The organism is Streptomyces sp. NPDC040718 (assembly GCF_055593565.1).
Window position 1 is genome coordinate 201,695 of record NZ_JBVIXO010000007.1, and the last position, 21,681, is coordinate 223,375.

Here is a 21,681-nt window from a genome sequence, read left to right on the forward strand (position 1 = left end):
CCCCGCTCAAGGGGCGCCGGGTGACGGCTCAGGGCCGCCTCCCGCGCCGCCGGAGCCCTGGACCGGTCCGGGCCCGGGGGTCTGCTTCGAGGAGTTCGAGGGGGACGGGTCCGGCGTCGGCCCCGTCGGCCCGGAGGGGGTGGGGCCCGGGGTCGGGCCCTGGCCGCCGTGCGGGCGGGAGGGGCTCGGGGAGGTCCCGGGTCCCGGGGTCTTCCCGTCCGCCCCCTCCCCGGCCCTGCCCTCCTCGCCGCCGGGCCCGCCCCGGCGGCCCGTCCCGCCCTTGCCGTCCCCCTCCGGGTCCCGCTCCGGCCGGGCGGGCTTGTGGTCGGGGGCGGTGCGGGAGCCGCCCGACAGGAGGGTGCGGCCGTCGCTGCTGACCGAGGTGCCCGCGAAGGCCTCGTACGTCCCGAGGCCGCCGAGGGCGAGGGCGAAGGCGGCCCCGGAGGCCACCGCCGTGCGCTTCCAGCCCCGTACGCGGGTGCCGTGCACGGTGGCCTCCCCGAACTCCCCCGGGGGCGGGGCCGCGGGGCCCGGTTCCCCGTCGGGCGGCGGGACCTGACGGGCCCTGGGGCGGGCGCTCCCGCGCAGCTGGTCGCCGGTGCGGCGGAACACGTGCTGGATGACGGGCCCGCCGGCGGTGGCGACCACGCTGACCACGCCGGCGCCGAGGATGGTCCCGTAGACGCCCATCTGCGAGGCGAGCAGGGCCGCGGCGACGGTGGCGAGGGAGCTGCCCGCGACCTGGGCCACGCTCAGATCGAGCTTCCTGCGCCCCTGTTCCGCCGCGCCCGACGGGTCCGCCGCGCCCGCCAGGTCGGCCGGGCCGTGTGGTTCCCGCCGGTCCGCCGGGTGGTCCGCCCACGTGTGGTGCTCCGTCTTCCGACCCATCGCCATCCCCTGTGTGTCCCGCCTCTCGCGCCTCTCCTCTTCCTGCAGTTACCGACCCCTGAGCGAAACGGAAAGTTCCGTTTCTGCGGATTCTGTGAAGCAGGACACCCGAAAACGGCCGCGCCCGCAGGTGGACCCGGATGCGGACCCGATTCCGGGCAGGCCAACTCCCGCCGCCCGCGACAAGTTCGGCGGCGCGGCGGTCCACCCGGGTGGCCCGAATGGAGTACTGTGGCGAGCCCTGGGGCCGTCCTTCCTTACGGATGTCCGGACCCGGGAGAGGGGGCCGGCTGATGGAGAAGCGGCACTCAAGACCGGTGATGCCGCGGTATCGCACGGGCTCCTGCTGCGCACAGTAACCACTTGGTCACTGTGCGTGCCCAACAGGTAACCGTGCCATAACGTCGATCAAGGGCGCATGCCCGACACGCCGGTTTAACTCGGCAAGGTTGTGGCAGGCTGCACCCGGGCAGGCCACACTCGACTAGCGGAAGCAGCGACGCACGTGACGTCGGCAGGCACCACCCGGGAGGTCCCCATGCCCGAACTGCGTGTCGTGGCCGTCTCAAATGACGGAACACGACTGGTGCTCAAGGCTGCGGACAGCACGGAGTACACGCTTCCGATCGACGAGCGGCTGCGGGCTGCCGTGCGCAATGACCGCGCGCGCCTGAACCAGATCGAGATCGAGGTGGAGAGCCACCTCCGCCCCCGCGACATCCAGGCCCGCATACGGGCCGGTGCCTCCGCTGAGGAGGTCGCCCAGCTCGCCGGCATCCCCGTCGACCGGGTACGCCGCTTCGAGGGTCCGGTGCTGGCCGAGCGCGCCTTCATGGCCGAGCGGGCCCGCAAGACCCCCGTACGCCGCCCCGGCGAGAACACCGGACCGCAGCTCGGCGAGGCCGTGCAGGAGCGCCTGACGCTGCGCGGGGCCGACAAGGACTCCGTGCTGTGGGACTCCTGGCGCCGCGACGACGGCACCTGGGAGGTGCTGCTGGTCTACCGGGTGGCGGGCGAACCGCACTCGGCGAGCTGGTCCTACGACCCGCCGCGCCGGCTGGTCGTCGCCGTGGACGACGAGGCCCGGTCGCTGATCGGCGAGGCCGACGACCTGCCCTCCACCCCGGAGCCGAGCTTCCCGTTCGTGCCGAGGATCGCCCGGCTGCCCCGGGACCGGCCGCTGGACCGCGCGCTCGACCGGCAGCTGGAACGGCCCGAGAGCCGGCCCGCCCCGCCGCCCGCGCCGGAGCCGGAGGAGGAGCGGGACACGCTGACCAGCCTGCTGGAGGCGGTCCCGAGCTTCCGGGGCGACCTGGTGGTGCCGGACCGTACGGAGGCTCCCGCCGAGGAGCCGGAGTCCGAGGAGCCCCCGGCCGCGGCGTCGGCGGGCGCCGGAGCCGCGTACGCGGACGTACTGATGCCGCGTACGGTGGCCGGCCACCGCGAGCGGCTGACCGGAACCACCGACCGGCAGGCCGAGGCCGACGGGGTCCGGCCGGGGCGCCGGGCGGCCGTGCCCAGCTGGGACGAGATCGTCTTCGGGACCCGGCGCAAGAAGCAGGAGTAGCCCGCGCGGCGGCGCCCCCGAGGGGGTGCCGCCGACGGCGGGCATCAGGGGTTGGGGCCGGTGGCCACGGGCCGCCCGGGGTCCGAGGACCACTGCGACCAGCTGCCCGCGTACAGACTGGCCGGGATCCCCGCCACCTCCAGCGCGAGGACCTCGTGCGCCCCCGACACGCCGGAACCGCAGTACACGCCCACCGCGGTGTCCCCCGCGGCGCCGAGCGCCGCGAACCGGGCGCGCAGCTCCCCGGCCGACAGGAACCGCCCGTCCGGGCCGACGTTCTCGGTGGTCGGGGCCGACACCGCGCCCGGGATGTGCCCGCCGACCCGGTCGATCGGCTCGACCTCGCCGCGGTAGCGCTCCCCCGCCCGGGCGTCCAGCAGGAGGCCCGTGCGGGCCAGCGCGGCCGCGTCGTCGGCCTCCAGCAGTCCGAACGCCCCCGGGTTTGGCTTGAAATCGCCCACGGCGGGTGTAGGCGTGTCGGTCGTCAGTGCACCGCCCGCCGCCGTCCACGCGGCCAGGCCCCCGTCCAGGACTCGCACGTTCCGGTGACCCGTCCAGCGCAACAGCCACCAGGCGCGGGCGGCCGCCCAGCCGAGACCGCCGTCGTACACGACCACCGGATCGTCGGCGCGCACCCCGGCCCGGCGCATCGCGGCGCCGAAGTCCTCCGGATCCGGGAGCGGGTGGCGACCGCCCGCCCCCGGCGGACCTGCCAGTTCGCGGTCGAGGTCGACGTACGCGGCGCCGGGGAGGTGCCCGGCTTCGTAGGCGGGACGCTGGTCGGGGCCGCCCAGCTGCCAGCGGACGTCCAGGAGTACCGGCGGGCGTGAGCCGGCGAGCTCGCCCCGCAGTTCGGAGGCCGAGAGAATCGCAGTCATGGGCCCATCTTCCTCCCCGCCCTCGAACCCGTGTAACAAGCCCGACATCGACGGGCCGCAGTGATTCGGACATCTCTGTTCCGCGCCCGGTTCACGCGGCCGGTCGGGGGGCACGGGGTGCCGCGGAGTGCAAGCATCTGCGGGGGAACAGGGACACGACGGCGGGAGACGGCTGACATGACGGAGGCATCGGGGGCTTCGCGGCGCACACCCGGCACACCGTGCTGGGTGAGCCTGATGGTGCACGGCCTCGGGAGCACGGAGGACTTCTACGCCGACCTCTTCGGCTGGGAGTACGAGCCCGGCCCCACCCAGTTCGGCCCGAGCGTCCGGGCCTTCCTCGACGGCGAGGAGGTCGCCGGGATCGGCGAGATGCCGCCGGACCGCCATCTTCCGGTGGCGTGGACCACGTACTTCGCCACGAACGACGCCGACTGCACCGCCGAGTCCATCCGGTCCTGCGGCGGCACGGTCGCGGTGGGCCCGCTCGACGTGGGGGCGGCGGGGCGGATGGCGATCTGCGCCGACCCGCTGGGCGCGATCTTCGGGGTCTGGCAGACCGACGGGCACCCCGGTGCCCGCCGGGCGGGGGCGGCCGGCACCCCGGTGTGGAACGAGCTGCTCACCCAGGAGTCCTCGACGGTCGGCAAGTTCTACGAGCACGTCTTCGGCCACGAGGCCGAGCGGCACCCGGACCTCTCGGCCGACTTCGACTACCTGACCCTGCGGCTGGACGGCCGTCCGGTCGCCGCCGTCCACGGGGTCGGCCGGTCGCTGCCGCACGACCGGGGGCCGCACTGGATGACGTACTTCGAGGTGGCGGACCCCGACGCGGCCGCCGCCCGGGTCACCGAGCTGGGCGGCCGGGTCGTCGCCCCGCCCCGGGAGCGGATCACGGGCCGGCTGGCCGTGGTCGCGGACCCGGAGGGGGCGGTCTTCGCGCTGGTCCGGACGGCCGGCTCTGCGGACGCCCCCTAGAGCGGCAGCAGCCGGGGGCGCTTGGCGGTGCGGCCGTCGCCGGAGGAGGTGCCGCGCAGCCGGCGGCCGAGCCAGGGGCCGAGGAACCCGGCCAGCCAGGCCGCCTCGGCGGCGACGGCCCCGGCGAGCGGGCGGGGCGGCCGGGGAGGCAGCGGCTCCTTCCAGGCACCGCAGCTGCCCGGCAGCTCCAGGGCCTCGGCCAGGGCCGCGGCGATCCGGGCGTGGCCGAGGGGGCCTGCGTGCAGCCGGTCGGCGCTCCACAGGCGGGGGTCGGCGGCGACGGCCTCCCGGCCGGTCTCGGCGACCACGACCCCGTGGCGTGCGGCCGCCGCCCGGATGTGGCTGTTGAGCTCGCGCACGCGGGGGCTCAGCGGCCGGGCCAGGGGCGCGATGCGCGCCACGTCGGGGAAGGTCACGGTGGCCACCCTGGCCCCGGCGCCGGTGAGCGCGGCGAACATCGCCTCCAGCTCACCGGCCACCTCGGCGGCGTCGAAGCGCGGCCGGAGCACGTCGTTGACCCCGGCGACGACGGTCGCGACGTCCGGCCGCAGCTCCAGGGCGGGCCCGAGCTGTTCGGCGCGGACCTGGCCGGCGAGCCGGCCGCGGACCGCGAGGTTGGCGTACCGCAGCCCGGGGGCGGAGGCCGCGAGGTGACCGGCGAGGCGGTCGGCGAAGCCCCGCAGGCCCACCGTGTCGTCACCGTCCCCCAGCCCTTCGGTCTGGCTGTCGCCCAGGGCGACGTAACGCAGGTACTCAGTCTTCCGCACGGGTGGTCCCCTCCCTCTTCCCCAGCACGTCGGCGGTGCGCAGGCACCAGTCCCGGTGGCCCTCCTCGAAGGCCACCCCGCGCAGACAGGTCAGGTAGCCGCCGATCCGCTCGCCCCGGAGCAGGAACTCGTCCTCGTCCAGCTCTCCGCGCATGTTCCGCAGCAGCTTGTGGAGCAGCTCGATCTTGGCCTCGGCGGCGGCGGCCCGCTCCGCGAGCTGCGCGATGACCGGGGCCGTACCGATGCGGTCGGCGCTCTGGACCTTCACGAGGAGGTCGTCGCGGATCGAGGACGGCTTGGAGGGCGTCGCCGCGAACCGCTCCAGTTCGGCCCGGCCGGTGTCGGTGACCCGGAACAGCCGCTTGTTCGGCCGGGACTCCTGCACCACCTCCCGGCCCGCGACCAGCCCGTCCGCCTCCAGCCTCGCCAGTTCGGCGTAGAGCTGCTGCGGCAGGGCGTGCCAGAAGTTGGCGACGCTGATGTCGAAGGCCTTCGCCAGCTGGTAGCCGCTGTACTCGCCGTCGAGCAGCGCCGCCAGTACCGCGTGCCGCAGGGCCATGGCCGCTCCCTCTTCCCTTTTCGTGTCCGCAGCGGCACCATACTCAAAAATCTGACTACTCGCATTCTTGAGTAATCGCCGACAGGAGGAGGGGCCACATGGGGACCGCGGAGACCGGGAAGACCACAGAGACCGGGAAGACCACAGAGGGCGCCGAACGCTTCCGCGCCGCCGTGGAGAAGCGCGATCTCGCCGCGCTGGACGACCTGTTCGCGGAGGACATCCGGCTCTACAGCCCGGTGAAGTTCAACCCGTTCGAAGGCAAGGCCGCCGTCCTGGGCCTCTTCGGCGTCCTGCTGCGCACCTTCGAGGACCTCCGCTACCTGGGCCGGCTGGACGGCGAGGCCGAGACCACCTCGGGCGACGGGGAGGCCCCTACGGTGATCCTGCCCTTCCGCGCGCTGGTGGCGGGCAAGCAGATCCACGGCATCGACCAGCTCCAGTTCGACGACGCGGGCCGGGTGAAGGAGTTCACGGTGATGGTCCGCCCCCAGTCCGCCGTCCAGGCCCTGGGCCAGGCGGTCCTGGCCGGCCTGATCGCCGACGGCCTCGCCCCGGAGGCCTGACGGCAGGTCAACACCGCGGCTCCAGCGGGCCCGTAGCCGTCGCCCGACAAGTACTTGCTACATTGGCAAGTACTTGCCGGGTGATCGCGCACGGAGCCGCCCGGGCACCGAACGGGGGGAACCGCCATGAGCGAACAGGCCGCCGCCGCAGCGGCGTTGAAGGGGATCGCACGGATGGAGGCCGGCGCACGGCAGCGGAGCCGGTGGCTCACCGGCTACCTGTGGGTCTTCGCTTGCTGGCAGCTCGCCCTCGTCCCCGCCGTGCTGCTGTGGCACGGACGGACGGGCACGCTCGTCAGCTCGCTCGCCAACGCGGTCGTGGTGATGGGGCTGTCCGCGTTCACCATGCGGCAGCCGGTGGTCCCCCGGGGCCACGGCCGCCGCCACCTCCGCGCGATCGGCGCGTGGGCCGCCGCGTACGTGCTGTCCCTCGCGCTGGGTCTCACCGTCTTCGCGGACAGCACCGCCTTCGCGGCCGCCGCCGCCCTGCTGTGCGCGCTGCCGCCCGCCGCGGCGGCCTGGCGGGAGGTCCGCGCGGCATGACACCGCCCCTCGGGAACCCGGCCGACCGGGCCCCGCACCCGCGCCACGCGCTCGCCCCGCTGCTCTCCTCGGCCGTGCGCCTGTCGGTCGTGGCGGCGCTCGCGCCCGTGGAGAAGGCCGAGTTCGGCTACGTACGGGACCTCGTGGAGATCACCGACTCCGCGCTGTCGAAGCAGGTCGCGCGCCTGGAGGAGGCCGGCTGGATCACGGTCGAGAAGGGGCGGGTCGGGCGCATGCCGCGGACCTGGCTGCTCCTGACCGGGGAGGGCCTGGCCGGCTACCGGCGGCACGTCGCCGCCCTCACCGCCATCGCGGGCCCGCCGCGCTGACCCCGGCGTGTCGCCGTCCGGCCGGCACCGCCGCGGTACGAGGATGTGGCCGGCGTTTCCGCACCTGACGGACCGCGCCCACGCGGCTACGCACCGCCCCGGGGAGTCGCCCACGAGTACTGTGGAAGGGCTCCCGGGGGCGCACCGGCGGATGGGGTTCACCGTGTCGACATCGAGTCACGAAACGTTCGGCGCGCCCTGCTGGGTCAGCCTCATGGCCCGCGACCTCGACGCGGCGAAGGAGTTCTACAGCGCGGTCCTCGGATGGGCATTCGGCCCCGCCCACCTCGGCGAGGCCTTCGCCGTCGGCTTCGCCTCCGGGGTCCCGGTGGCCGGGATCGGCGCGCTGCCCCCGACGCTCTCCATCCCCGTCGCCTGGACCCCGTACTTCGCCGTGGACGACGCCGACGTCACGGCGGCGCGCATCAGGGAGCGCAGCGGGACCGTCGCCGTCGGCCCCCTGTCCTTCGGCACCGGCCGGGCGGCGCTCGCCTCCGACCGGGACGGGGCGGTCTTCGGGATCTGGCAGGGCGAGGCCATCCCGGACTGGGGCATGGGCGGCGACGCGGCGCCGGCCTGGCTGGAGCTGCACACCCGGAACGCCTTCGACGCGGCCATCTTCTACGGCGAGGTCCTGGAGTGGGCCTGCGACCACACCGGCTGCTGCGAGGTCGCCTACGTGGAGGAGGACGACCGCATCCTGCTCCGCCGCGCGGGCCGGATCGTGGCCCGCCTGCACGGCGGGACGCTCGCGGAGGCCCCCGACCCGCACCTGAGGCCGCGCTGGCGCGCCCACTTCCGGGTCCCCGACCTCGACACGGCCGTGGAGGCAGCCACCGCCCTCGGCGGCAGCGCCGTCCCCGCCGCGGACTCCGGCGCCTTCCCCCACGAGCGCACCCTGCGGGACCGCGACGGCGCCGTGTTCAGCATCGTCGGCCCGACCGCGCCCGGCCGCTTCTGAGCCGCTAGGCGTTGTTGACCGGGAGGACGTCCGGGGAGAGGCTGCCCGCGTGGGCGGAGGCCGAGGTCATCAGGCGGCGGTGGTGGCGGCGGCACAGGACCTCGTAGCCGATCTCCTCCGCCGGGCGGTTCACGTCGCCGACCACCACCTGCGCGCCCTCGACCACCATCTGCCCGCCCACCGTACGGGCGTTGTGCGTGGCGCGGGCACCGCACCAGCACAGGGCCTCGACCTGGAGCTGCTCGATCCGGTCGGCCAGCTCGATCAGCCGCTGCGAGCCCGGGAAGAGCTTGGTGCGGAAGTCGGTGGTGATGCCGAAGGCGAAGACGTCCATGTGCAGGTCGTCCACGACGCGCGCCAGCTGGTCGATCTGCTCGGGCGCGAGGAACTGGGCCTCGTCGACGATCACGTAGTCGGCCTTGCCGCCCGCCGAGAGCTCCCGCACGAGGTACGCGTAGACGTCCATGGCGTCGGTGACCTCGACGGCGTCCGTCACCAGGCCCAGGCGCGAGGACAGCTTCCCCTCGCCCGCCCGGTCCTGGCGGGTGAAGATCACGCCGACCAGGCCCCGCGCGGAGCGGTTGTGCGTGATTTGCAGAGCCAGCGTGCTCTTTCCGCAGTCCATCGTTCCGGAGAAGAACACCAGCTCGGGCATGGGAAGTACGGGACCTTTCGGGTCTGGGTGGGAGGGGAGGACGCGGGCGGGAGCGGTCAGGTGCGGATTTCGAGCAGCGGGACCAGCTGCTCGGCCGCGGTCAGGGAGCCGTGCATCCCGGTGAGCGCCGACTCGTTGGGCTCGTTGCGGGAGGCGGTGATCGCGACGTCGGCCTGGGCCGCGGCGATCACGTCGCCGATCCGCCCGAGGACCCGCTCGTCGCACTCCCCCGGCGCCCCGAACCAACCCAGCTCCAGGGCCTCTTGGCGGCTCGCGACCCAGAACCGGTCGCCGAGCACCTCGCGCCACACGGTCAGTACGTCGGCCTCGGCCCCCGGCACCGCGTAGACGTGCCGGGCCCGGCCCTCGCCGCCCAGCAGGGCCACGCCCGCGCCCAGCTCCCAGTCCTCGTCGAAGTCGATCCGGGAGTCCTCGTCGAAGGGCACGTCGACCATGCCGTGGTCGGAGGTGACGTACAGGGCTGTGCGCGGCGGCAGCTGTTCGGCGAGGCGCTGCACGAGCCGGTCGACGTACATGAGCTGGCCGCGCCAGGCGTCGGAGTCCACGCCGTGCCGGTGTCCGGCTCCGTCGAGTTCGCTGAAGTACGTGTACACGAGCGAGCGCTCGCCGCCCGCGAGCTGGATCGCCGCGAGGTCCATCCGCTCCTCGCCGGTCATCCGGCCGTGGAAGGTGCCGCCGCTGAGCGCGATCTGGGTGAGCGGGGTGGTCTGGAAGTTCGGCGCGGACACCTGGGCGGTGTGCACCCCGGCCGCGTCCGCGAGCTGGAAGACCGTCGGGTACGGCTGCCAGGGCTTCGGCGGGGTCCACGGGTGCCAGCGGAGCTGGTTCATCAGCGCGCCGGTGGCCGGGTTGCGCACGGCGTAGCCGGGCAGGCCGTGCCGGGCGGGCGGCAGGCCGGTGCCGACGGAGGCCAGGGAGGTGGCGGTGGTCGCCGGGAAGCCGGAGGTGATCGGCCGGCCGGTGCCGCCGCGCGAGCTCGCGAGGAGGGAGGTGAGGAACGGGGCCTCGTCCGGGTGGGCCTTGATCTGCTCCCAGCCCATGCCGTCGACCAGGAACACGCAGTTCCGGTCGGCCGGGGCCAGCTCGGCGATCCCGGCGGTGAGGCCGGGTACGCCCTGGCCGGCCGCGAGGGTCGGCAGCAGGTCGGCGAGCGAGCCGGAGCCGTACTGCGGGACCGGGGCGCCCGCGAGGTCCAGCAGCTCCGGTTCGTCCTGCCAGTTCGACGGTACGGAGTACGACATCAGCGGGCGGGACCGGAGGTTGCCGCCGTCGCCTCGCTGAGTGCCTGCGCGAAGACCAGCGCCTGGCGCACCGTCTCGGGGCCGTCGCCGGCCTCGCTAACGCGCAGGCTGAGGTCGTCCGCGGTGGAGTTGCCGGTGTAGCCGTGGTCGGAGTCGCAGTTGGGGTCGCCGCAGGCGGCGGGCTCCAGGTCGATGCGCGAGACCGCGCCCCAGCCGATGGTCAGGACGACCTCGCGGGGCAGCTGGCCGGGCGTGTACGACTCCGGGTTGGCCACGACGCGGCTGAGCACCACGGAGGAGATGCTGGAGAGCTTGACCGACTCGGTGGAGGTGGTCGCGTACGGGGACGGCGACCCGGCGTCGGCGGCCTGCTCGTCGGTGTGGCTGACGATGAACCGGTTGCCGGTCAGGACCAGCACGGTGACGTGCCGGCGCACCTCGTTGGAGTCGAAGGTGGTCTCCTGGTGGACCAGGTACGACGAGATCGGCTCGCCGCCCACCGCGGCCTCCACCGCCTCGGCCACGAGGGCCGGGTAGTAGCCGCTGCGCTCGATGGCCGTGCGCAGTCCCTGGGTCGTCGTACCGGATTTCGCCATGAGGTCCATCCTAAGGCCCGTACGGCCTCCCCCTGCCTGCCGTGCGCTCAGTAGCTCGGCAGCGTGCGGGGGCCGACGTCGGTCCGGGCGGGCGGGTGGGCCACGCGGACGGTGGCGCTGAGCACGGAGAGGCCTTCGGTGGCGACGACGACCGGCTCCAGCGAGACCCCGGTCACTTCCGGGTGGTCGTCCACCAGCCGGGACAGCCGCAGCAGCAGCTCCTCCAGGGCCGGGGTGTCGACGGGGTCGCTGCCGCGCCAGCCGAAGAGGAGCGGGGCGGCGCGGATGGAGCGGATCAGGGCGGCGGTGTCCCGGTCGGTGGCGGGGACCAGGCCGTGGGCGGTGTCGCCGAGCAGTTCGGAAGGGACCCCGGCGAGCCCGAAGGAGAGGACGGCTCCGGCGGCGGGGTCGACGGTGGCGCGGACGACGGTGTCGACCCCGCGGGGGGCCATGGTCTGCACCACCGGCTGCAGCTCGGCCGGCTTGCCGAGGGCCTCGGTGAGCTCCTCGTACGAGCGCCTGAGCTCGGCCTCGGTGGTGAGGTCGAGGCGTACGCCGCCCAGGTCGGCGCGGTGGCGCAGGTGCGGAGCGGTGGTCTTGAGGGCGACCGGGTAGCCGAGCACCCGGGCCGCGCGGACGGCGGCGTCGGGGCTGGGGGCGGGGAGGGTGGGCAGCACCCGGATCCCGTAGCGGCCGAGCAGCTCGCGGGCGTCGGCCTCGTCCAGGGTCAGCGCGGCGTCCTCCTCGACGCCGGCCAGCAGGGCGGCGAGCCGGGCGGCGGCGCCCGGCTCGTCGATGTCCTCGTACTCGGGGACCTGTCCGGTCTCCGTGTTGTCCCGGCGCCACCGGGCGTACCGCACGGCTTCGGCGACGGCCTTCACGGCGCGCTCGGCGGCCGGGTAGGCGGGGATCCGGCCGGCGCCGTCGAGGCCGGGCGCGGCGCCGTCGAGGCCGGGCGCGGCGCCGTCGAGGCCGGGCGCGGCGCCGTCGAGGCCGGGCGCGGCGCCGTCGGCAGGGGCCTCGGCGGGCGGCGGGGACGCGGTGGGGGGCGTGTCGCCGGCCGCGGCGGCCAGGGCTTCGACGAGGTCGCCGAGTTCCACGTGCACGACGGCCACGGGCTTGCCCGGGACCCCGGCGACGGCCTCCCGCAGCGCCTGCGCGAGGTCGTCGGCCAGCTCGCGGTCGCTCACGGACGGGATGGCGGTGACGACGACGGCGTCGCAGTCGTCGGAGGCGAGCGCGGCGGTCAGGGCCGCGCGGAAGTCGGCCGGGCCGGCGGCGGTCGTCAGGTCCAGCGGGGGCAGCGGGCGCAGCCCCTCGGTCAGGCAGGCGTCGTAGGTGAGCACGCCGAGGGACTCCGAGTTGCCGAGGATCGCCACCCTGGGCCCGGCCGGCAGCGGCTGCCCGGCCAGCAGCAGGCCGACGTCGACCAGCTCGGTGACGGTGTCGACGCGGATGACGCCGGCCTGGCGCAGCAGCTCGGAGACGGTGGCCTCGGGGAGCCGGGTGCCGGGGACGACGTGTCCGGCCGGGGTGTGGCGGCCGCCCCGGGCGACGACCACGGGCTTGGCGGCGGCCGTGCGGCGGGCGAGGCGGGTGAACTTGCGCGGGTTGCCGAGGGTTTCCAGGTACATCAGGGCGACGTCGGTGGCCTCGTCCTCGTACCAGTACTGGAGGATGTCGTTGCCGGAGACGTCGGCCCGGTTCCCGGCCGACACGAAGGACGACAGTCCCTCGCCGCGGCGCAGCAGGGCGGACAGCAGGGCGATGCCGATCGCACCGGACTGGGTGAACAGGCCGATCCGGCCGCGCGCGGAGGCGGGGGCCGGGGCGAGGCAGGCGTTCAGCTCCACCTCCGGCGCGGTGTTGATCACCCCGAAGGCGTTCGGCCCGATGAGGCGCATCCCGTACGAGCGGACCTGCCGTACCAGTTCGCGCTGGCGGGCGAGTCCGGCCGGGCCGCTCTCGCCGTATCCGGCGGACAGGACCACCAGCCCCTGCACCCCGTGCTCGCCGCAGGCGGCCACGGCGTCCGGGACGCGGTCGGCGGGGACGGCGATCACGGCGAGGTCGACGGGGGCGCCGATGTCGGCGAGGCCGCGGTAGGCCCGTACGCCTTCGAGGAGGTCGCCCTCCATGCCGGGGGCGCGGGCCTCGTTGACGGCGTAGAGGTGTCCGCGGAATCCCCCGTCGCGCAGGTTGCGCAGGGCGGTGGCGCCGACGCCGGCGCCGGAGCGGCTGGCGCCGATCACCGCGACGGAGCCGGGGGCGAGGAGGCGCTGCACGGAGCGGGCCTCCGCGCGCTGTTCGCGGGCGCGCTGGACGGCGAGGGACTCGGCGGTGGGTTCGAGGTCGAGGGTGAGGTGGACGGAGCCGTCCTCGAAGCTGCGCTTCTGCTGGTAGCCGACGTCCGTGAACACCTTGATCATCTTGGTGTTGGCGGGCAGCACCTCGGCCGCGAACCTGCGGATCCCGCGCTCCCGGGCCACCGCGCCGATGTGCTCCAGCAGGGCGGAGGCGACTCCGCGGCCCTGGTGGGCGTCCTGGACGAGGAAGGCGACCTCGGCCTCGTCGGCGGGGGCGGAGGCGGGCCGTCCGTCGGGGCCGATGCGGTCGAAGCGCACCGTGCCGATGAACTCCCCGCCGATGGTCGCGGCGAGGCCGACGCGGTCGACGTAGTCGTGGTGCGTGAAGCGGCGGACGTCGCGGTCCGAGAGGCGGGGGTAGGGCGCGAAGAAGCGGTAGTACTTCGACTCGTCCGAGACCTGTTCGTAGAAGCTGACCAGGCGGCCCGCGTCCTCGGTGGTGATGGGGCGGATCCGGGCGGTGCCGCCGTCGCGCAGCACGACGTCCGCTTCCCAGTGGGCCGGGTACGAGGGGTCCGACGCGGTGGTCATGGGGCCACCTTAAGGGGCGGTCCGGCCAGGTGTGCGGGTGCGGTGGGCGGCCCGCTCGGCGAGTGCGCGGCGATTACGGCGGACCGGGGCGAACCGGTGCAAGCTGGGGAGGGTCGAACGGCGGTGGATGCGGGCCGAAGGTCGGTCCGAGCATTCCGGACGGCGTGAGAGACTGGTCTAGACAACCCGTAGAACCTGAAGGGCATCACCATGGCAGAGCGCCGCGTCAACGTCGGCTGGGCCGAGGGCCTGCACGCTCGTCCCGCCTCGATCTTCGTCCGGGCGACGACCGCCTCCGGAGTTCCGGTGACCATCGCGAAGGCCGGCGGCGACCCCGTCAACGCCGCGTCGATGCTGGCGGTCCTGGGCCTCGGCGCCCAGGGCGGCGAGGAGATCGTCCTGGCTTCCGACGCCGAGGGCGCGGACGCCGCGCTCGACCGCCTCGCGAAGCTGGTCGCCGAGGGTCTCGAGGAGCTCCCCGAGACCGTCTGACCCTTCGGGTCCGGTAGCCCGGAAGCCGCAGTCCCCGCCACCCCGGGGGCCGCGGCTTCCGTGTTTCCCCTTCGGGGAGTCCGCGAATTCTGCGCGACGGAATCGAGCCACAGACACGCAAAAGCGGATGCACAAAAGTGGATGCACAAAAGCGGGAACCCGGAAGCCGCGCGAATTCCGCCGACATACGGGAGCACCCGGATATCCCTCCGTTGTATACGGGATTTGTTAATCAGGAGCGCTCGCCGTGTTTACGGCAGGTTGCGGATTCCTCACCCTCGGGCGGTGCGCCGCCGCCGACCGCTGCGCGTGCTGCGCGGTCAGGGTCCTGGCCCGCTCCGCGTCCCCGCGGGCGACGGCGTCCACGATCGCGGCGTGCTCGGCCCAGCACTCCGCGGGCTGCGCGGGGGCCTCGACCACGTACATCCAGGCGATCTTGTGCCGGGTCTGGGTCAGCAGGGCGATCAGCCCCGGGCTCCCCGAGGCCTGGGCCAGCGTCTCGTGGAACCAGCCCCCCAGGGAGCGCAGGTCCTCCCCCTGCGCCCGGCCGGCCCGCTCCCGGCCCAGCCTGACCAGTCCGCGCAGCACCTTCAGGTGGCCGTCGGTGCGCCGGCGGGCGGCGCGGGAGGCGGCGAGCGGCTCCAGCAGCATCCGCAGCTCCAGGAGGTCGGCCGCCTCCTGCTCGGTCGGCTCGGCCACGCAGGCGCCCGCGTGCCGCCGCGTGGTCACGAAGCCCTCGGACTCCAGGGTCCGCAGCGCCTCGCGGACCGGGACGCGCGAGACCCCGTAGCGGCGTGCGAGCACCTCCTCGGTCAGCCGGCCGCCCGGCCCGAAGAATCCGGAGACGATGTCGTCGCGAATCGCTGTGCACACCGCGTGCGCCGGAATACGCAAGGCCGGACCTCCGCTGGTTTCGGTTCGGTTTATCGTGGCCGTGCTGCGACTCTATTGCAACACGCGACAAATTTCCGAGCGGGGAGCGGAAATGCGATGAGAAATACGAAGAAGGCCCCGGCTCAAAGAGCCGGGGCCTTCTTCGGTGAAGCGCCGTGCGGGTGCGGGTCAGATGCCCACGCCGTGGCTGCGCAGGTAGGCCAGCGGGTTGATGTCCGTGCCGTACGTGGCGCCGGTGCGGGCCTCGAAGTGCAGGTGCGGGCCGCTGGAGTTGCCGGTGGAGCCCGACAGGCCGATCTGCTGGCCCGGGGTAACCGTTTCGCCCGCGGAGACGCTCAGCGAGTCCAGGTGCCCGTACTGGGTGTAGGTGCCGTCGTTGTGGCGGATGACGACGTTGTTGCCGTAGGCGCCGCCCCAGCCGGCCTCGACGACGGTGCCCGCGCCCACGGCGTGGACGGAGGTGCCGGAGTCGGCGTGGAAGTCGATGCCCGTGTGGCTGCCGGAGGACCACATGCCGCCGCCCGCGCCGTACGAGGTGCTGACGTACGAGCCGTCGATGGGGGCGACGAAGGTGTTGAGGCGCTTGCGGGCCTCTTCCTTCGCGGCCTTCTCGGCGGCCTCGCGCTCGGCCTTCTCCTTGGCCTCGGCGGCGCGCTTGGCCTCGGCGGCCCGCGTCTTCGCCTCGGACTCGGCCTGCGCCTGCGCGGCGACGGCCTCGGCGGCGCTCTGCTGGGTCGCGGCCTGGACCTCGATGTCGTCCTGCAGACCGTCGGCGACGACGATCGCGTTCTGACCGGTGTCCTCCATGGACGGAGCGCTGCTGTTGTCCGCCGCGAAGGCCGGAGCGGCCAGGGTGCCGACCACGCCCGTGGTGGCGAGGGCGGCGATGCCGGCGTAGCCGGCGGTCTTGCGGCTCAGACGGCTGGAACCACGGTGCTTACCAGAACCGGCGGCACGACTGCCAAACGCCATGAAGGGGGTGATCCTTTCCTTCCCTCTCGCCTACCGGGTTAGCTGACGGGTTCGGAGCAGGAAGGTCTCCTACGGGCCTCCTCTTGCGAGGGGGTCCGATTCACCCCAGGGACGCATGTGGGTCCCCGGCTCCCCAGGCTCGCGCCTGACGGGGACTCGGCGATCGCTGTCCGGTGCCGCGGGTGCGGCGGGTACGAACTGACGAACAGCACGGCCGACGCTAGGCGGATCATCAGTCAATCGCCAAACAGACGAGCGCTTTTGTTGCGTACGCCACACCGCATACCTGCAACCACGCCACCAAACGGACAAAGGGGGCTCCGGTGGATGTTCCACCGGAGCCCCCTGGAAACGGGCCGGATTCCGGCCCGTCTCGGGCCTCGCGCCGCTCAGTTGGCGACGACGGTGACCTCACCGATCCCGAGGGCCAGTACGGGCTCCTCGATCTGGGCCGCGTCGCCCACCAGGACGGTGACCAGTCGGTCCACCGGGAAGGCGTTCACGACGGCCGAAGTGGCCTCCGCCGTACCGGTTTCGGCCAGCCGCGCGTACAGCCGCGCCTGGTAGTCGTCCGGCAGCTCCTGCTCGACCTGGTCGGCGAGCGTGCCTGCGACCGAGGCGGCCGTCTCGAACTTCAGCGGGGCCACGCCCACCAGGTTCTGCACCGCCACGTCCCGCTCGGCGTCGGTCAGTCCGCCCTCCGCGAGGGTCCGCAGCACCTTCCACAGGTCCTCCAGCGCCGGACCCGTGTTGGGGGTGTCCACCGAGCCGCTGATGGCGAGCATCGAGGCGCCCTTGCCGTCGGCCGTCGAGCGCAGCACCTGCCCGAAGGCGCGCACGCCGTAGGTGTAGCCCTTCTCCTCGCGCAGCACCTTGTCCAGGCGTGAGGTGAGGGTGCCGCCGAGGCAGTAGGTGCCGAGCACCTGCGGGGCCCAGACGATGTCGTGCCGGTCCGGCCCGATCCGGCCGATCAGCAGCTGCGTCTGGACGGCTCCCGGCCGGTCCACGATGATCACGCGGCCCGTGTCGTCGGCCGTCACCGGCTGGACGGGGCGGGGCGCGGCGGTGTTGCCGGTCCAGGCGCCCAGGGTGTCCGCCAGCAGGGCGTCCAGGTCGATGCCGGTCAGGTCGCCGACGACCACCGCGGTGGCGGTGGAGGGGCGTACGTGGGCCTCGTAGAAGGCGCGCACGGCCCCGGAGTCGATCCGCGCGACCGTCTCCTCGGTGCCCTGGCGCGGGCGGGACATGCGCAGCGTCGCCGGGAACAGCTCCTTGGAGAGTTCCTTGGCGGCGCGGCGCTGCGGGTTGGCCAGCTCGTGCGGGATCTCGTCGAGCCGGTTGCGCACCAGGCGGTCGACCTCGCTGTCGGCGAAGGCGGGCGCGCTCAGGGCCTCGGCGAGCAGGGCGAGCGCCTTGGGCAGCCGGGAGGCCGGGACCTCCAGGGAGACCCGCAGGCCGGGGTGGTCGGCGTGCGCGTCGAGCGTGGCACCGCAGCGCTCCAGCTCGGCGGCGAACTCCTCGGCGGAGTGCTTGTCGGTGCCCTCCGACAGGGCGCGGGCCATGATGGTGGCCACCCCGTCGAGGCCCTCCGGCTCGGCGTCCAGCGGGGCCGCGAGGTTGACCTCGACCGCCACCACCTGCTGGCCGGGGCGGTGGCAGCGCAGCAGGGTCAGGCCGTTGGGGAGCGTGGAGCGCTCCGGGGCCGGGAAGGCCCACGGCTTCGCCTCGCCGGCCTGCGGCCGCGGGTGGAAGGTCATCGTGACGGCTGCGGTGTCGCTCACTGCTCCGCCCCCTCGTTCTCGTCGTGCTGCTCGGTCTCGTGGGCCTCGGCGCCGGCCAGCGGCTCGTAGACCAGTACCGCGCGGTTGTCGGGGCGCAGCCGGGCGGCGGCCACGGCCTGCACCTCCTCGGCGGTGACGTCCAGGACCCGCTGGACGGCGGTCAGGGCGAGCTGCGGGTCGCCGAACAGCACCGCGAAGCGGCACAGTTCGTCGGCGCGGCCGGCCACGGTGCCGAGCCGGTCCAGCCACTCGCGCTCCAGCTGCGCCTGCGCGCGCTCCATCTCCTCGGCCGTCGGACCCTCCGCGGCGAACCGCGCGAGCTCCTCGTCGACGGCCGCCTCGATGGCGGGCACCTCGACGCCGCTGGAGGTCTTGACGTCCAGCCAGCCCAGCGAGGGCGCGCCCGCCAGGCGCAGCATGCCGAACCCGGCCGCCACGGCCGTCTGGTCACGGCGGACCAGGCGGTTGTGCAGGCGGGAGGACTCGCCGCCGCCCAGCACGGTCAGTGCCACGTCGGCGGCGTCGCACTCGCGGGTGCCGTCGTGCGGCAGGCGGTAGGCGGCCATCAGCGCGCGCGCCGGGACCTCCTCGACGATCTCCTCGCGCAGCTGCGCGCCCATGATCTCGGGGAGCGAGCCGTCGCGCGGCGGCTGCTTGCCGTCGTGCGCCGGGATGGAGCCGAAGTACTTCTCGATCCAGGCGAGGGTCCGCTCCGGGTCGATGTCGCCCACGACCGACAGCACGGCGTTGTTGGGCGCGTAGTACGTACGGAAGAAGTTGCGCGCGTCCTCCAGGGAGGCGGCGTCCAGGTCGGCCATCGAGCCGATCGGGGTGTGGTGGTACGGGTGGCCCTCCGGGTAGGCGAGGGCGGTCAGCTTCTCGAACGCGGTGCCGTAGGGGACGTTGTCGTACCGCTGGCGGCGCTCGTTCTTGACGACGTCGCGCTGGTTCTCCATGGACTCGTCGTCCAGGGCGGCCAGCAGCGAGCCCATGCGGTCCGCCTCCAGCCACAGGGCGAGCTCCAGCTGGTGCGCCGGCATCGTCTCGAAGTAGTTGGTGCGCTCGAAGCTGGTGGTGCCGTTCAGCGAGCCGCCGGCGCCCTGGACGAGCTCGAAGTGCCCGTTGCCCGGTACGCTCGCCGAACCCTGGAACATCAGGTGCTCGAAGAGGTGAGCCAGACCGGTCCGCCCCTTGACTTCGTGGCGCGAGCCGACGTCGTACCAGAGGCAGACGGCGGCGACCGGAGTGAGGTGGTCCTCGGACAGCACCACGCGCAGGCCGTTGGCCAGCCGGTGCTCGGTCGCTGTCAGGCCGCCGGAGCCGGCCTGAGCTGTGGCCGTGTGACCCATGGGCATGTGGTCCCTTCGATCGCGATGCAGAGATTTCTGTCAGACCTGCCACTGTATGCAAGCGCACCGACGGCCGGATAAGTTCCCGGGTCACTCCCCCCGACTCCGTACGGGGGACCCCCGGGGTCGGAGTCCGCGTTGTCGGTGCCTCGGGCCACAATGGTCCGCGTCAACCACGCCAGATCCGCCCCAGTACATCCCGAACCTTGGTTAAGGAGCCGCGCAGCGATGGCCCGCCGCAGCACGAAGACCCCGCCGCCGGAGGATTTCGAGGAGAAGATCCTCGACATCGACGTCGTCGACGAAATGCAGGGCTCCTTCCTCGAGTACGCGTACTCGGTGATCTACTCCCGCGCCCTGCCCGACGCCCGCGACGGCATGAAGCCGGTGCACCGGCGCATCGTCTACCAGATGAACGAGATGGGCCTGCGGCCCGACCGGGGGTACGTCAAGTGCGCCCGTGTCGTCGGCGAGGTCATGGGCAAGCTGCACCCGCACGGCGACGCGTCGATCTACGACGCCCTCGTGCGCATGGCCCAGCCCTTCTCGATGCGGCTGCCGCTGGTCGACGGCCACGGCAACTTCGGCTCGCTCGGCAACGACGACCCGCCGGCCGCGATGCGCTACACCGAGTGCCGGATGGCCGACGCCACGTCGCTGATGACGGAGTCGATCGACGAGGACACCGTCGACTTCACCGCCAACTACGACGGCCAGGAGCGCGAGCCCGTCGCCCTGCCGGCGGCCTACCCCAACCTCCTCGTCAACGGCGCCTCCGGCATCGCCGTCGGCATGGCCACCAACATGGCCCCGCACAACCTGGGCGAGGTCATCGCGGCCGCCCGCCACCTGATCCGCTACCCGGAGGCGGACCTGGAGGCGCTGATGCGCTTCGTGCCGGGCCCCGACCTGCCGACCGGCGGCCGGATCGTCGGCCTGTCCGGGATCAAGGACGCGTACGAGAACGGCCGCGGCACCTTCAAGATCCGCGCGACGGTCTCCGTGGAGGACGTCACCGCGCGCCGCAAGGGCCTGGTCGTCACCGAACTGCCCTTCACGGTGGGTCCCGAGAAGGTCATCGCGAAGATCAAGGACCTGGTCGGCTCGAAGAAGCTCCAGGGCATCGCCGACGTCAAGGACCTCACCGACCGCTCGCACGGCCTTCGCCTGGTCATCGAGATCAAGAACGGCTTCCACCCCGAGGCCGTCCTGGAACAGCTGTACAAGCTGACGCCGATGGAGGAGTCCTTCGGCATCAACAACGTCGCGCTGGTCGACGGGCAGCCGCTGACGCTGGGCCTCAAGGAGCTGCTGGAGGTCTACCTCGACCACCGCTTCGAGGTCGTGCGCCGGCGCAGCGAGTTCCGCCGGGGCAAGCGCCGCGACCGGCTGCACCTGGTCGAGGGCCTGCTCGTGGCCCTGCTCGACATCGACGAGGTCATCCGGATCATCCGCGACAGCGACAACTCCGCGCAGGCCAAGGAGCGCCTGATGGAGCGCTTCTCGCTGAGCGAGGTCCAGACCCAGTACATCCTGGACACCCCGCTGCGCCGCCTCACCCGCTTCGACCGGATCGAGCTGGAGTCCGAGCGCGACCGGCTCACCGGCGAGATCGACGAGCTGACCGGGATCCTGGAGTCCGACTCGGAGCTGCGCAAGCTGGTCTCCTCGGAACTGGCCGCGGTCGCCAAGAAGTTCTCCACCCCGCGCCGCACCGTCCTGCTGGAGTCGGCGGGCACCTCGGTGGCGGCCGTTCCGCTGGAGGTCGCCGACGACCCGTGCCGGGTGCTGCTGTCCTCCACCGGTCTGCTGGCCCGTACGGCGAACGCCGAACCGCTCCCCGTGGAGGAGGGCGGCGGCCGCGCGAAGCACGACGTGATCGTCTCGCAGGTCGCGGCGACCGCCCGGGCCGACGTCGGCGCGGTCACCTCGTACGGCCGCCTGCTGCGGCTCGCGGTGATCGACCTGCCGCAGCTGCCGGACACGGCCGCCGCGCCGAACCTGGCGGGCGGCGCCCCGGTCTCGGAGTTCCTCTCCGGCCTGGAGGCCGACGAGACGGTGGTCTGCCTGCTCTCGCTCGACGAGTCCTCGCAGGGCCTGGCCCTGGGCACCGAGCAGGGCGTGGTCAAGCGGGTCGTGCCGGACTACCCGGCCAACAAGGACGAGCTGGAGGTCATCACCCTCAAGGAGGGCGACCGGATCGTCGGCGCGGTCGAGCTCCGCACGGGCGAGGAGGACCTGGTCTTCATCACCGACGACGCCCAGCTGCTGCGCTACCCGGCCGGCCAGGTGCGCCCCCAGGGCCGCCCGGCGGGCGGTATGGCGGGCATCAAGCTCGCCGAGAACGCCAAGGTGATCCACTTCTCGGCGGTGGACCCGGCCCGGGACGCCGTGGTGTTCACGGTGGCCGGCTCCCACGGCACGCTGGACGATTCGGTGCGCTCCGGCAAGCTGACCCCGTTCGACCAGTACCCGCGCAAGGGCCGGGCCACCGGCGGCGTGCGCTGCCAGCGGTTCCTGAAGGGCGAGGACACGCTGACGCTGGCCTGGGCGGGGAACGCCCCGGTCCGCGCGGCTGCGAAGAACGGCTCCCCGGCCGCCCTGCCGGCCCCGGACCCGCGCCGCGACGGCTCGGGCGCCGCGCTGCCGGCCGCCGTCGAGGCGCTGGCGGGAGCCGCGCTGTAGCCGTCTGACAGGGGCGGGCGGAGCGGGTGGGCCGGGTGGACGGATGCGTTCTCCGGGCAGCC

At 73.7% G+C, this 21,681-nt stretch carries 20 protein-coding genes and 1 riboswitch; of the genes, 8 read left to right on the forward strand and 12 right to left on the reverse strand.

Annotated features, from left to right (window positions below; all coding sequences use genetic code 11):
* Positions 1-6 precede the first annotated feature (6 nt).
* The gene (locus ACZ597_RS20140) at positions 7-888 is read right to left on the reverse strand and encodes a hypothetical protein (protein WP_471331790.1); all 882 of its coding nucleotides are present in this window, start codon (positions 886-888) and stop codon (positions 7-9) included.
* A 538-nt stretch (positions 889-1,426) separates the two neighbouring features.
* Between ACZ597_RS20140 and sepH the strand changes: the two genes are divergently transcribed.
* Positions 1,427-2,455, forward strand: coding sequence for a septation protein SepH (gene sepH / locus ACZ597_RS20145; protein ID WP_471331793.1), 1,029 nt, complete (start codon positions 1,427-1,429; stop codon positions 2,453-2,455).
* Between the two features lie 44 nt (positions 2,456-2,499).
* On the opposite strand, the gene ACZ597_RS20150 is transcribed toward sepH, so the two are convergent.
* Positions 2,500-3,333 (reverse strand): sulfurtransferase, encoded by an 834-nt coding sequence (locus ACZ597_RS20150; protein WP_471331795.1) that lies wholly within the window; start codon positions 3,331-3,333, stop codon positions 2,500-2,502.
* A 177-nt stretch (positions 3,334-3,510) separates the two neighbouring features.
* On the opposite strand from ACZ597_RS20150, the gene ACZ597_RS20155 reads away from it, so the two are divergent.
* Positions 3,511-4,311, forward strand: coding sequence for a VOC family protein (locus ACZ597_RS20155; protein WP_471331798.1), 801 nt, complete (start codon positions 3,511-3,513; stop codon positions 4,309-4,311).
* Here ACZ597_RS20155 and ACZ597_RS20160 read toward each other — a convergent pair.
* Positions 4,308-5,078, reverse strand: coding sequence for an SGNH/GDSL hydrolase family protein (locus ACZ597_RS20160; RefSeq protein WP_471331800.1), 771 nt, complete (start codon positions 5,076-5,078; stop codon positions 4,308-4,310). The two genes, ACZ597_RS20155 and ACZ597_RS20160, sit on opposite strands and share 4 nt — an antisense overlap.
* Positions 5,065-5,637 (reverse strand): PadR family transcriptional regulator, encoded by a 573-nt coding sequence (locus tag ACZ597_RS20165; RefSeq protein ID WP_471331803.1) that lies wholly within the window; start codon positions 5,635-5,637, stop codon positions 5,065-5,067. The genes ACZ597_RS20160 and ACZ597_RS20165 overlap by 14 nt, the downstream gene beginning before the upstream one ends.
* Before the next feature lie 98 nt (positions 5,638-5,735).
* Between ACZ597_RS20165 and ACZ597_RS20170 the strand changes: the two genes are divergently transcribed.
* The 4 genes from ACZ597_RS20170 (at position 5,736) to ACZ597_RS20185 (ending at position 8,036) form a co-directional block, all read left to right on the forward strand.
* Positions 5,736-6,203, forward strand: coding sequence for a nuclear transport factor 2 family protein (locus ACZ597_RS20170; protein WP_471331805.1), 468 nt, complete (start codon positions 5,736-5,738; stop codon positions 6,201-6,203).
* Between the two features lie 126 nt (positions 6,204-6,329).
* Complete coding sequence (locus tag ACZ597_RS20175; RefSeq protein ID WP_471331808.1) at positions 6,330-6,746, forward strand: hypothetical protein; 417 nt, start codon at positions 6,330-6,332, stop codon at positions 6,744-6,746.
* Positions 6,743-7,075 (forward strand): winged helix-turn-helix domain-containing protein, encoded by a 333-nt coding sequence (locus tag ACZ597_RS20180; protein WP_471331811.1) that lies wholly within the window; start codon positions 6,743-6,745, stop codon positions 7,073-7,075. Before ACZ597_RS20175 ends, ACZ597_RS20180 begins: the two co-directional genes overlap by 4 nt.
* A 214-nt stretch (positions 7,076-7,289) precedes the next feature.
* On the forward strand, positions 7,290-8,036 hold the full coding sequence (locus ACZ597_RS20185) for a VOC family protein (protein ID WP_471332035.1): 747 nt from the start codon (positions 7,290-7,292) through the stop codon (positions 8,034-8,036).
* A gap of 4 nt (positions 8,037-8,040) precedes the next feature.
* On the opposite strand, the gene ACZ597_RS20190 is transcribed toward ACZ597_RS20185, so the two are convergent.
* The 4 genes from ACZ597_RS20190 to ACZ597_RS20205 are packed head-to-tail and all read right to left on the reverse strand — an operon-like array spanning position 8,041 to position 13,446.
* Complete coding sequence (locus ACZ597_RS20190) at positions 8,041-8,691, reverse strand: thymidine kinase (RefSeq protein WP_471331813.1); 651 nt, start codon at positions 8,689-8,691, stop codon at positions 8,041-8,043.
* A gap of 56 nt (positions 8,692-8,747) precedes the next feature.
* On the reverse strand, positions 8,748-9,953 hold the full coding sequence (locus tag ACZ597_RS20195; RefSeq protein WP_471331815.1) for an alkaline phosphatase family protein: 1,206 nt from the start codon (positions 9,951-9,953) through the stop codon (positions 8,748-8,750).
* Positions 9,953-10,549 (reverse strand): DUF5998 family protein, encoded by a 597-nt coding sequence (locus tag ACZ597_RS20200; RefSeq protein ID WP_471331818.1) that lies wholly within the window; start codon positions 10,547-10,549, stop codon positions 9,953-9,955. The genes ACZ597_RS20195 and ACZ597_RS20200 overlap by 1 nt, the downstream gene beginning before the upstream one ends.
* A gap of 47 nt (positions 10,550-10,596) precedes the next feature.
* A complete protein-coding gene (locus ACZ597_RS20205) occupies positions 10,597-13,446 on the reverse strand; it encodes a bifunctional acetate--CoA ligase family protein/GNAT family N-acetyltransferase (RefSeq protein WP_471331821.1) in 2,850 nt (949 codons plus the stop codon).
* Between the two features lie 210 nt (positions 13,447-13,656).
* Here ACZ597_RS20205 and ACZ597_RS20210 point away from each other — a divergent pair, with 210 nt between their 5' ends.
* Positions 13,657-13,938: an HPr family phosphocarrier protein gene (locus ACZ597_RS20210; RefSeq protein ID WP_007267025.1), complete on the forward strand. Its 282-nt coding sequence runs from the start codon at positions 13,657-13,659 to the stop codon at positions 13,936-13,938.
* 228 nt (positions 13,939-14,166) lie between these two features.
* Here ACZ597_RS20210 and ACZ597_RS20215 read toward each other — a convergent pair whose 3' ends face one another.
* From ACZ597_RS20215 to ACZ597_RS20230, 4 genes are all read right to left on the reverse strand, one after another.
* A complete protein-coding gene (locus ACZ597_RS20215; RefSeq protein ID WP_471331825.1) occupies positions 14,167-14,832 on the reverse strand; it encodes a GntR family transcriptional regulator in 666 nt (221 codons plus the stop codon).
* A 168-nt stretch (positions 14,833-15,000) separates the two neighbouring features.
* The gene (locus tag ACZ597_RS20220) at positions 15,001-15,804 is read right to left on the reverse strand and encodes a M23 family metallopeptidase (protein ID WP_471331828.1); all 804 of its coding nucleotides are present in this window, start codon (positions 15,802-15,804) and stop codon (positions 15,001-15,003) included.
* Positions 15,805-15,816: 12 nt separating this feature from the next.
* A riboswitch (cyclic di-AMP (ydaO/yuaA leader) is annotated at positions 15,817-15,976 on the reverse strand.
* Between the two features lie 217 nt (positions 15,977-16,193).
* Entirely contained in the window at positions 16,194-17,561 is a 1,368-nt protein-coding gene (locus ACZ597_RS20225; RefSeq protein WP_471332038.1) for a M16 family metallopeptidase, read from the reverse strand.
* A gap of 20 nt (positions 17,562-17,581) precedes the next feature.
* The gene (locus ACZ597_RS20230) at positions 17,582-18,934 is read right to left on the reverse strand and encodes a M16 family metallopeptidase (RefSeq protein ID WP_471331831.1); all 1,353 of its coding nucleotides are present in this window, start codon (positions 18,932-18,934) and stop codon (positions 17,582-17,584) included.
* Positions 18,935-19,162: 228 nt separating this feature from the next.
* Between ACZ597_RS20230 and ACZ597_RS20235 the strand changes: the two genes are divergently transcribed.
* Positions 19,163-21,619, forward strand: coding sequence for a DNA gyrase/topoisomerase IV subunit A (locus ACZ597_RS20235; RefSeq protein ID WP_471331834.1), 2,457 nt, complete (start codon positions 19,163-19,165; stop codon positions 21,617-21,619).
* Positions 21,620-21,681 lie beyond the last annotated feature (62 nt).

Excerpts from the sequence above, each read along its gene's own strand:
- ACZ597_RS20140 (WP_471331790.1), bottom strand. The coding sequence starts at position 888 with ATGGGTCGGAAGACGGAGCACCACACGTGGGCGGACCACCCGGCGGAC.
- sepH (WP_471331793.1), top strand. The coding sequence starts at position 1,427 with ATGCCCGAACTGCGTGTCGTGGCCGTCTCAAATGACGGAACACGACTG.
- ACZ597_RS20150 (WP_471331795.1), bottom strand. The coding sequence starts at position 3,333 with ATGACTGCGATTCTCTCGGCCTCCGAACTGCGGGGCGAGCTCGCCGGC.
- ACZ597_RS20155 (WP_471331798.1), top strand. The coding sequence starts at position 3,511 with ATGACGGAGGCATCGGGGGCTTCGCGGCGCACACCCGGCACACCGTGC.
- ACZ597_RS20165 (WP_471331803.1), bottom strand. The coding sequence starts at position 5,637 with ATGGCCCTGCGGCACGCGGTACTGGCGGCGCTGCTCGACGGCGAGTAC.
- ACZ597_RS20170 (WP_471331805.1), top strand. The coding sequence starts at position 5,736 with ATGGGGACCGCGGAGACCGGGAAGACCACAGAGACCGGGAAGACCACA.
- ACZ597_RS20175 (WP_471331808.1), top strand. The coding sequence starts at position 6,330 with ATGAGCGAACAGGCCGCCGCCGCAGCGGCGTTGAAGGGGATCGCACGG.
- ACZ597_RS20180 (WP_471331811.1), top strand. The coding sequence starts at position 6,743 with ATGACACCGCCCCTCGGGAACCCGGCCGACCGGGCCCCGCACCCGCGC.
- ACZ597_RS20185 (WP_471332035.1), top strand. The coding sequence starts at position 7,290 with ATGGCCCGCGACCTCGACGCGGCGAAGGAGTTCTACAGCGCGGTCCTC.
- ACZ597_RS20190 (WP_471331813.1), bottom strand. The coding sequence starts at position 8,691 with ATGCCCGAGCTGGTGTTCTTCTCCGGAACGATGGACTGCGGAAAGAGC.
- ACZ597_RS20195 (WP_471331815.1), bottom strand. The coding sequence starts at position 9,953 with ATGTCGTACTCCGTACCGTCGAACTGGCAGGACGAACCGGAGCTGCTG.
- ACZ597_RS20200 (WP_471331818.1), bottom strand. The coding sequence starts at position 10,549 with ATGGCGAAATCCGGTACGACGACCCAGGGACTGCGCACGGCCATCGAG.
- ACZ597_RS20205 (WP_471331821.1), bottom strand. The coding sequence starts at position 13,446 with ATGACCACCGCGTCGGACCCCTCGTACCCGGCCCACTGGGAAGCGGAC.
- ACZ597_RS20210 (WP_007267025.1), top strand. The coding sequence starts at position 13,657 with ATGGCAGAGCGCCGCGTCAACGTCGGCTGGGCCGAGGGCCTGCACGCT.
- ACZ597_RS20220 (WP_471331828.1), bottom strand. The coding sequence starts at position 15,804 with ATGGCGTTTGGCAGTCGTGCCGCCGGTTCTGGTAAGCACCGTGGTTCC.
- ACZ597_RS20225 (WP_471332038.1), bottom strand. The coding sequence starts at position 17,561 with ATGACCTTCCACCCGCGGCCGCAGGCCGGCGAGGCGAAGCCGTGGGCC.
- ACZ597_RS20230 (WP_471331831.1), bottom strand. The coding sequence starts at position 18,934 with ATGGGTCACACGGCCACAGCTCAGGCCGGCTCCGGCGGCCTGACAGCG.
- ACZ597_RS20235 (WP_471331834.1), top strand. The coding sequence starts at position 19,163 with ATGGCCCGCCGCAGCACGAAGACCCCGCCGCCGGAGGATTTCGAGGAG.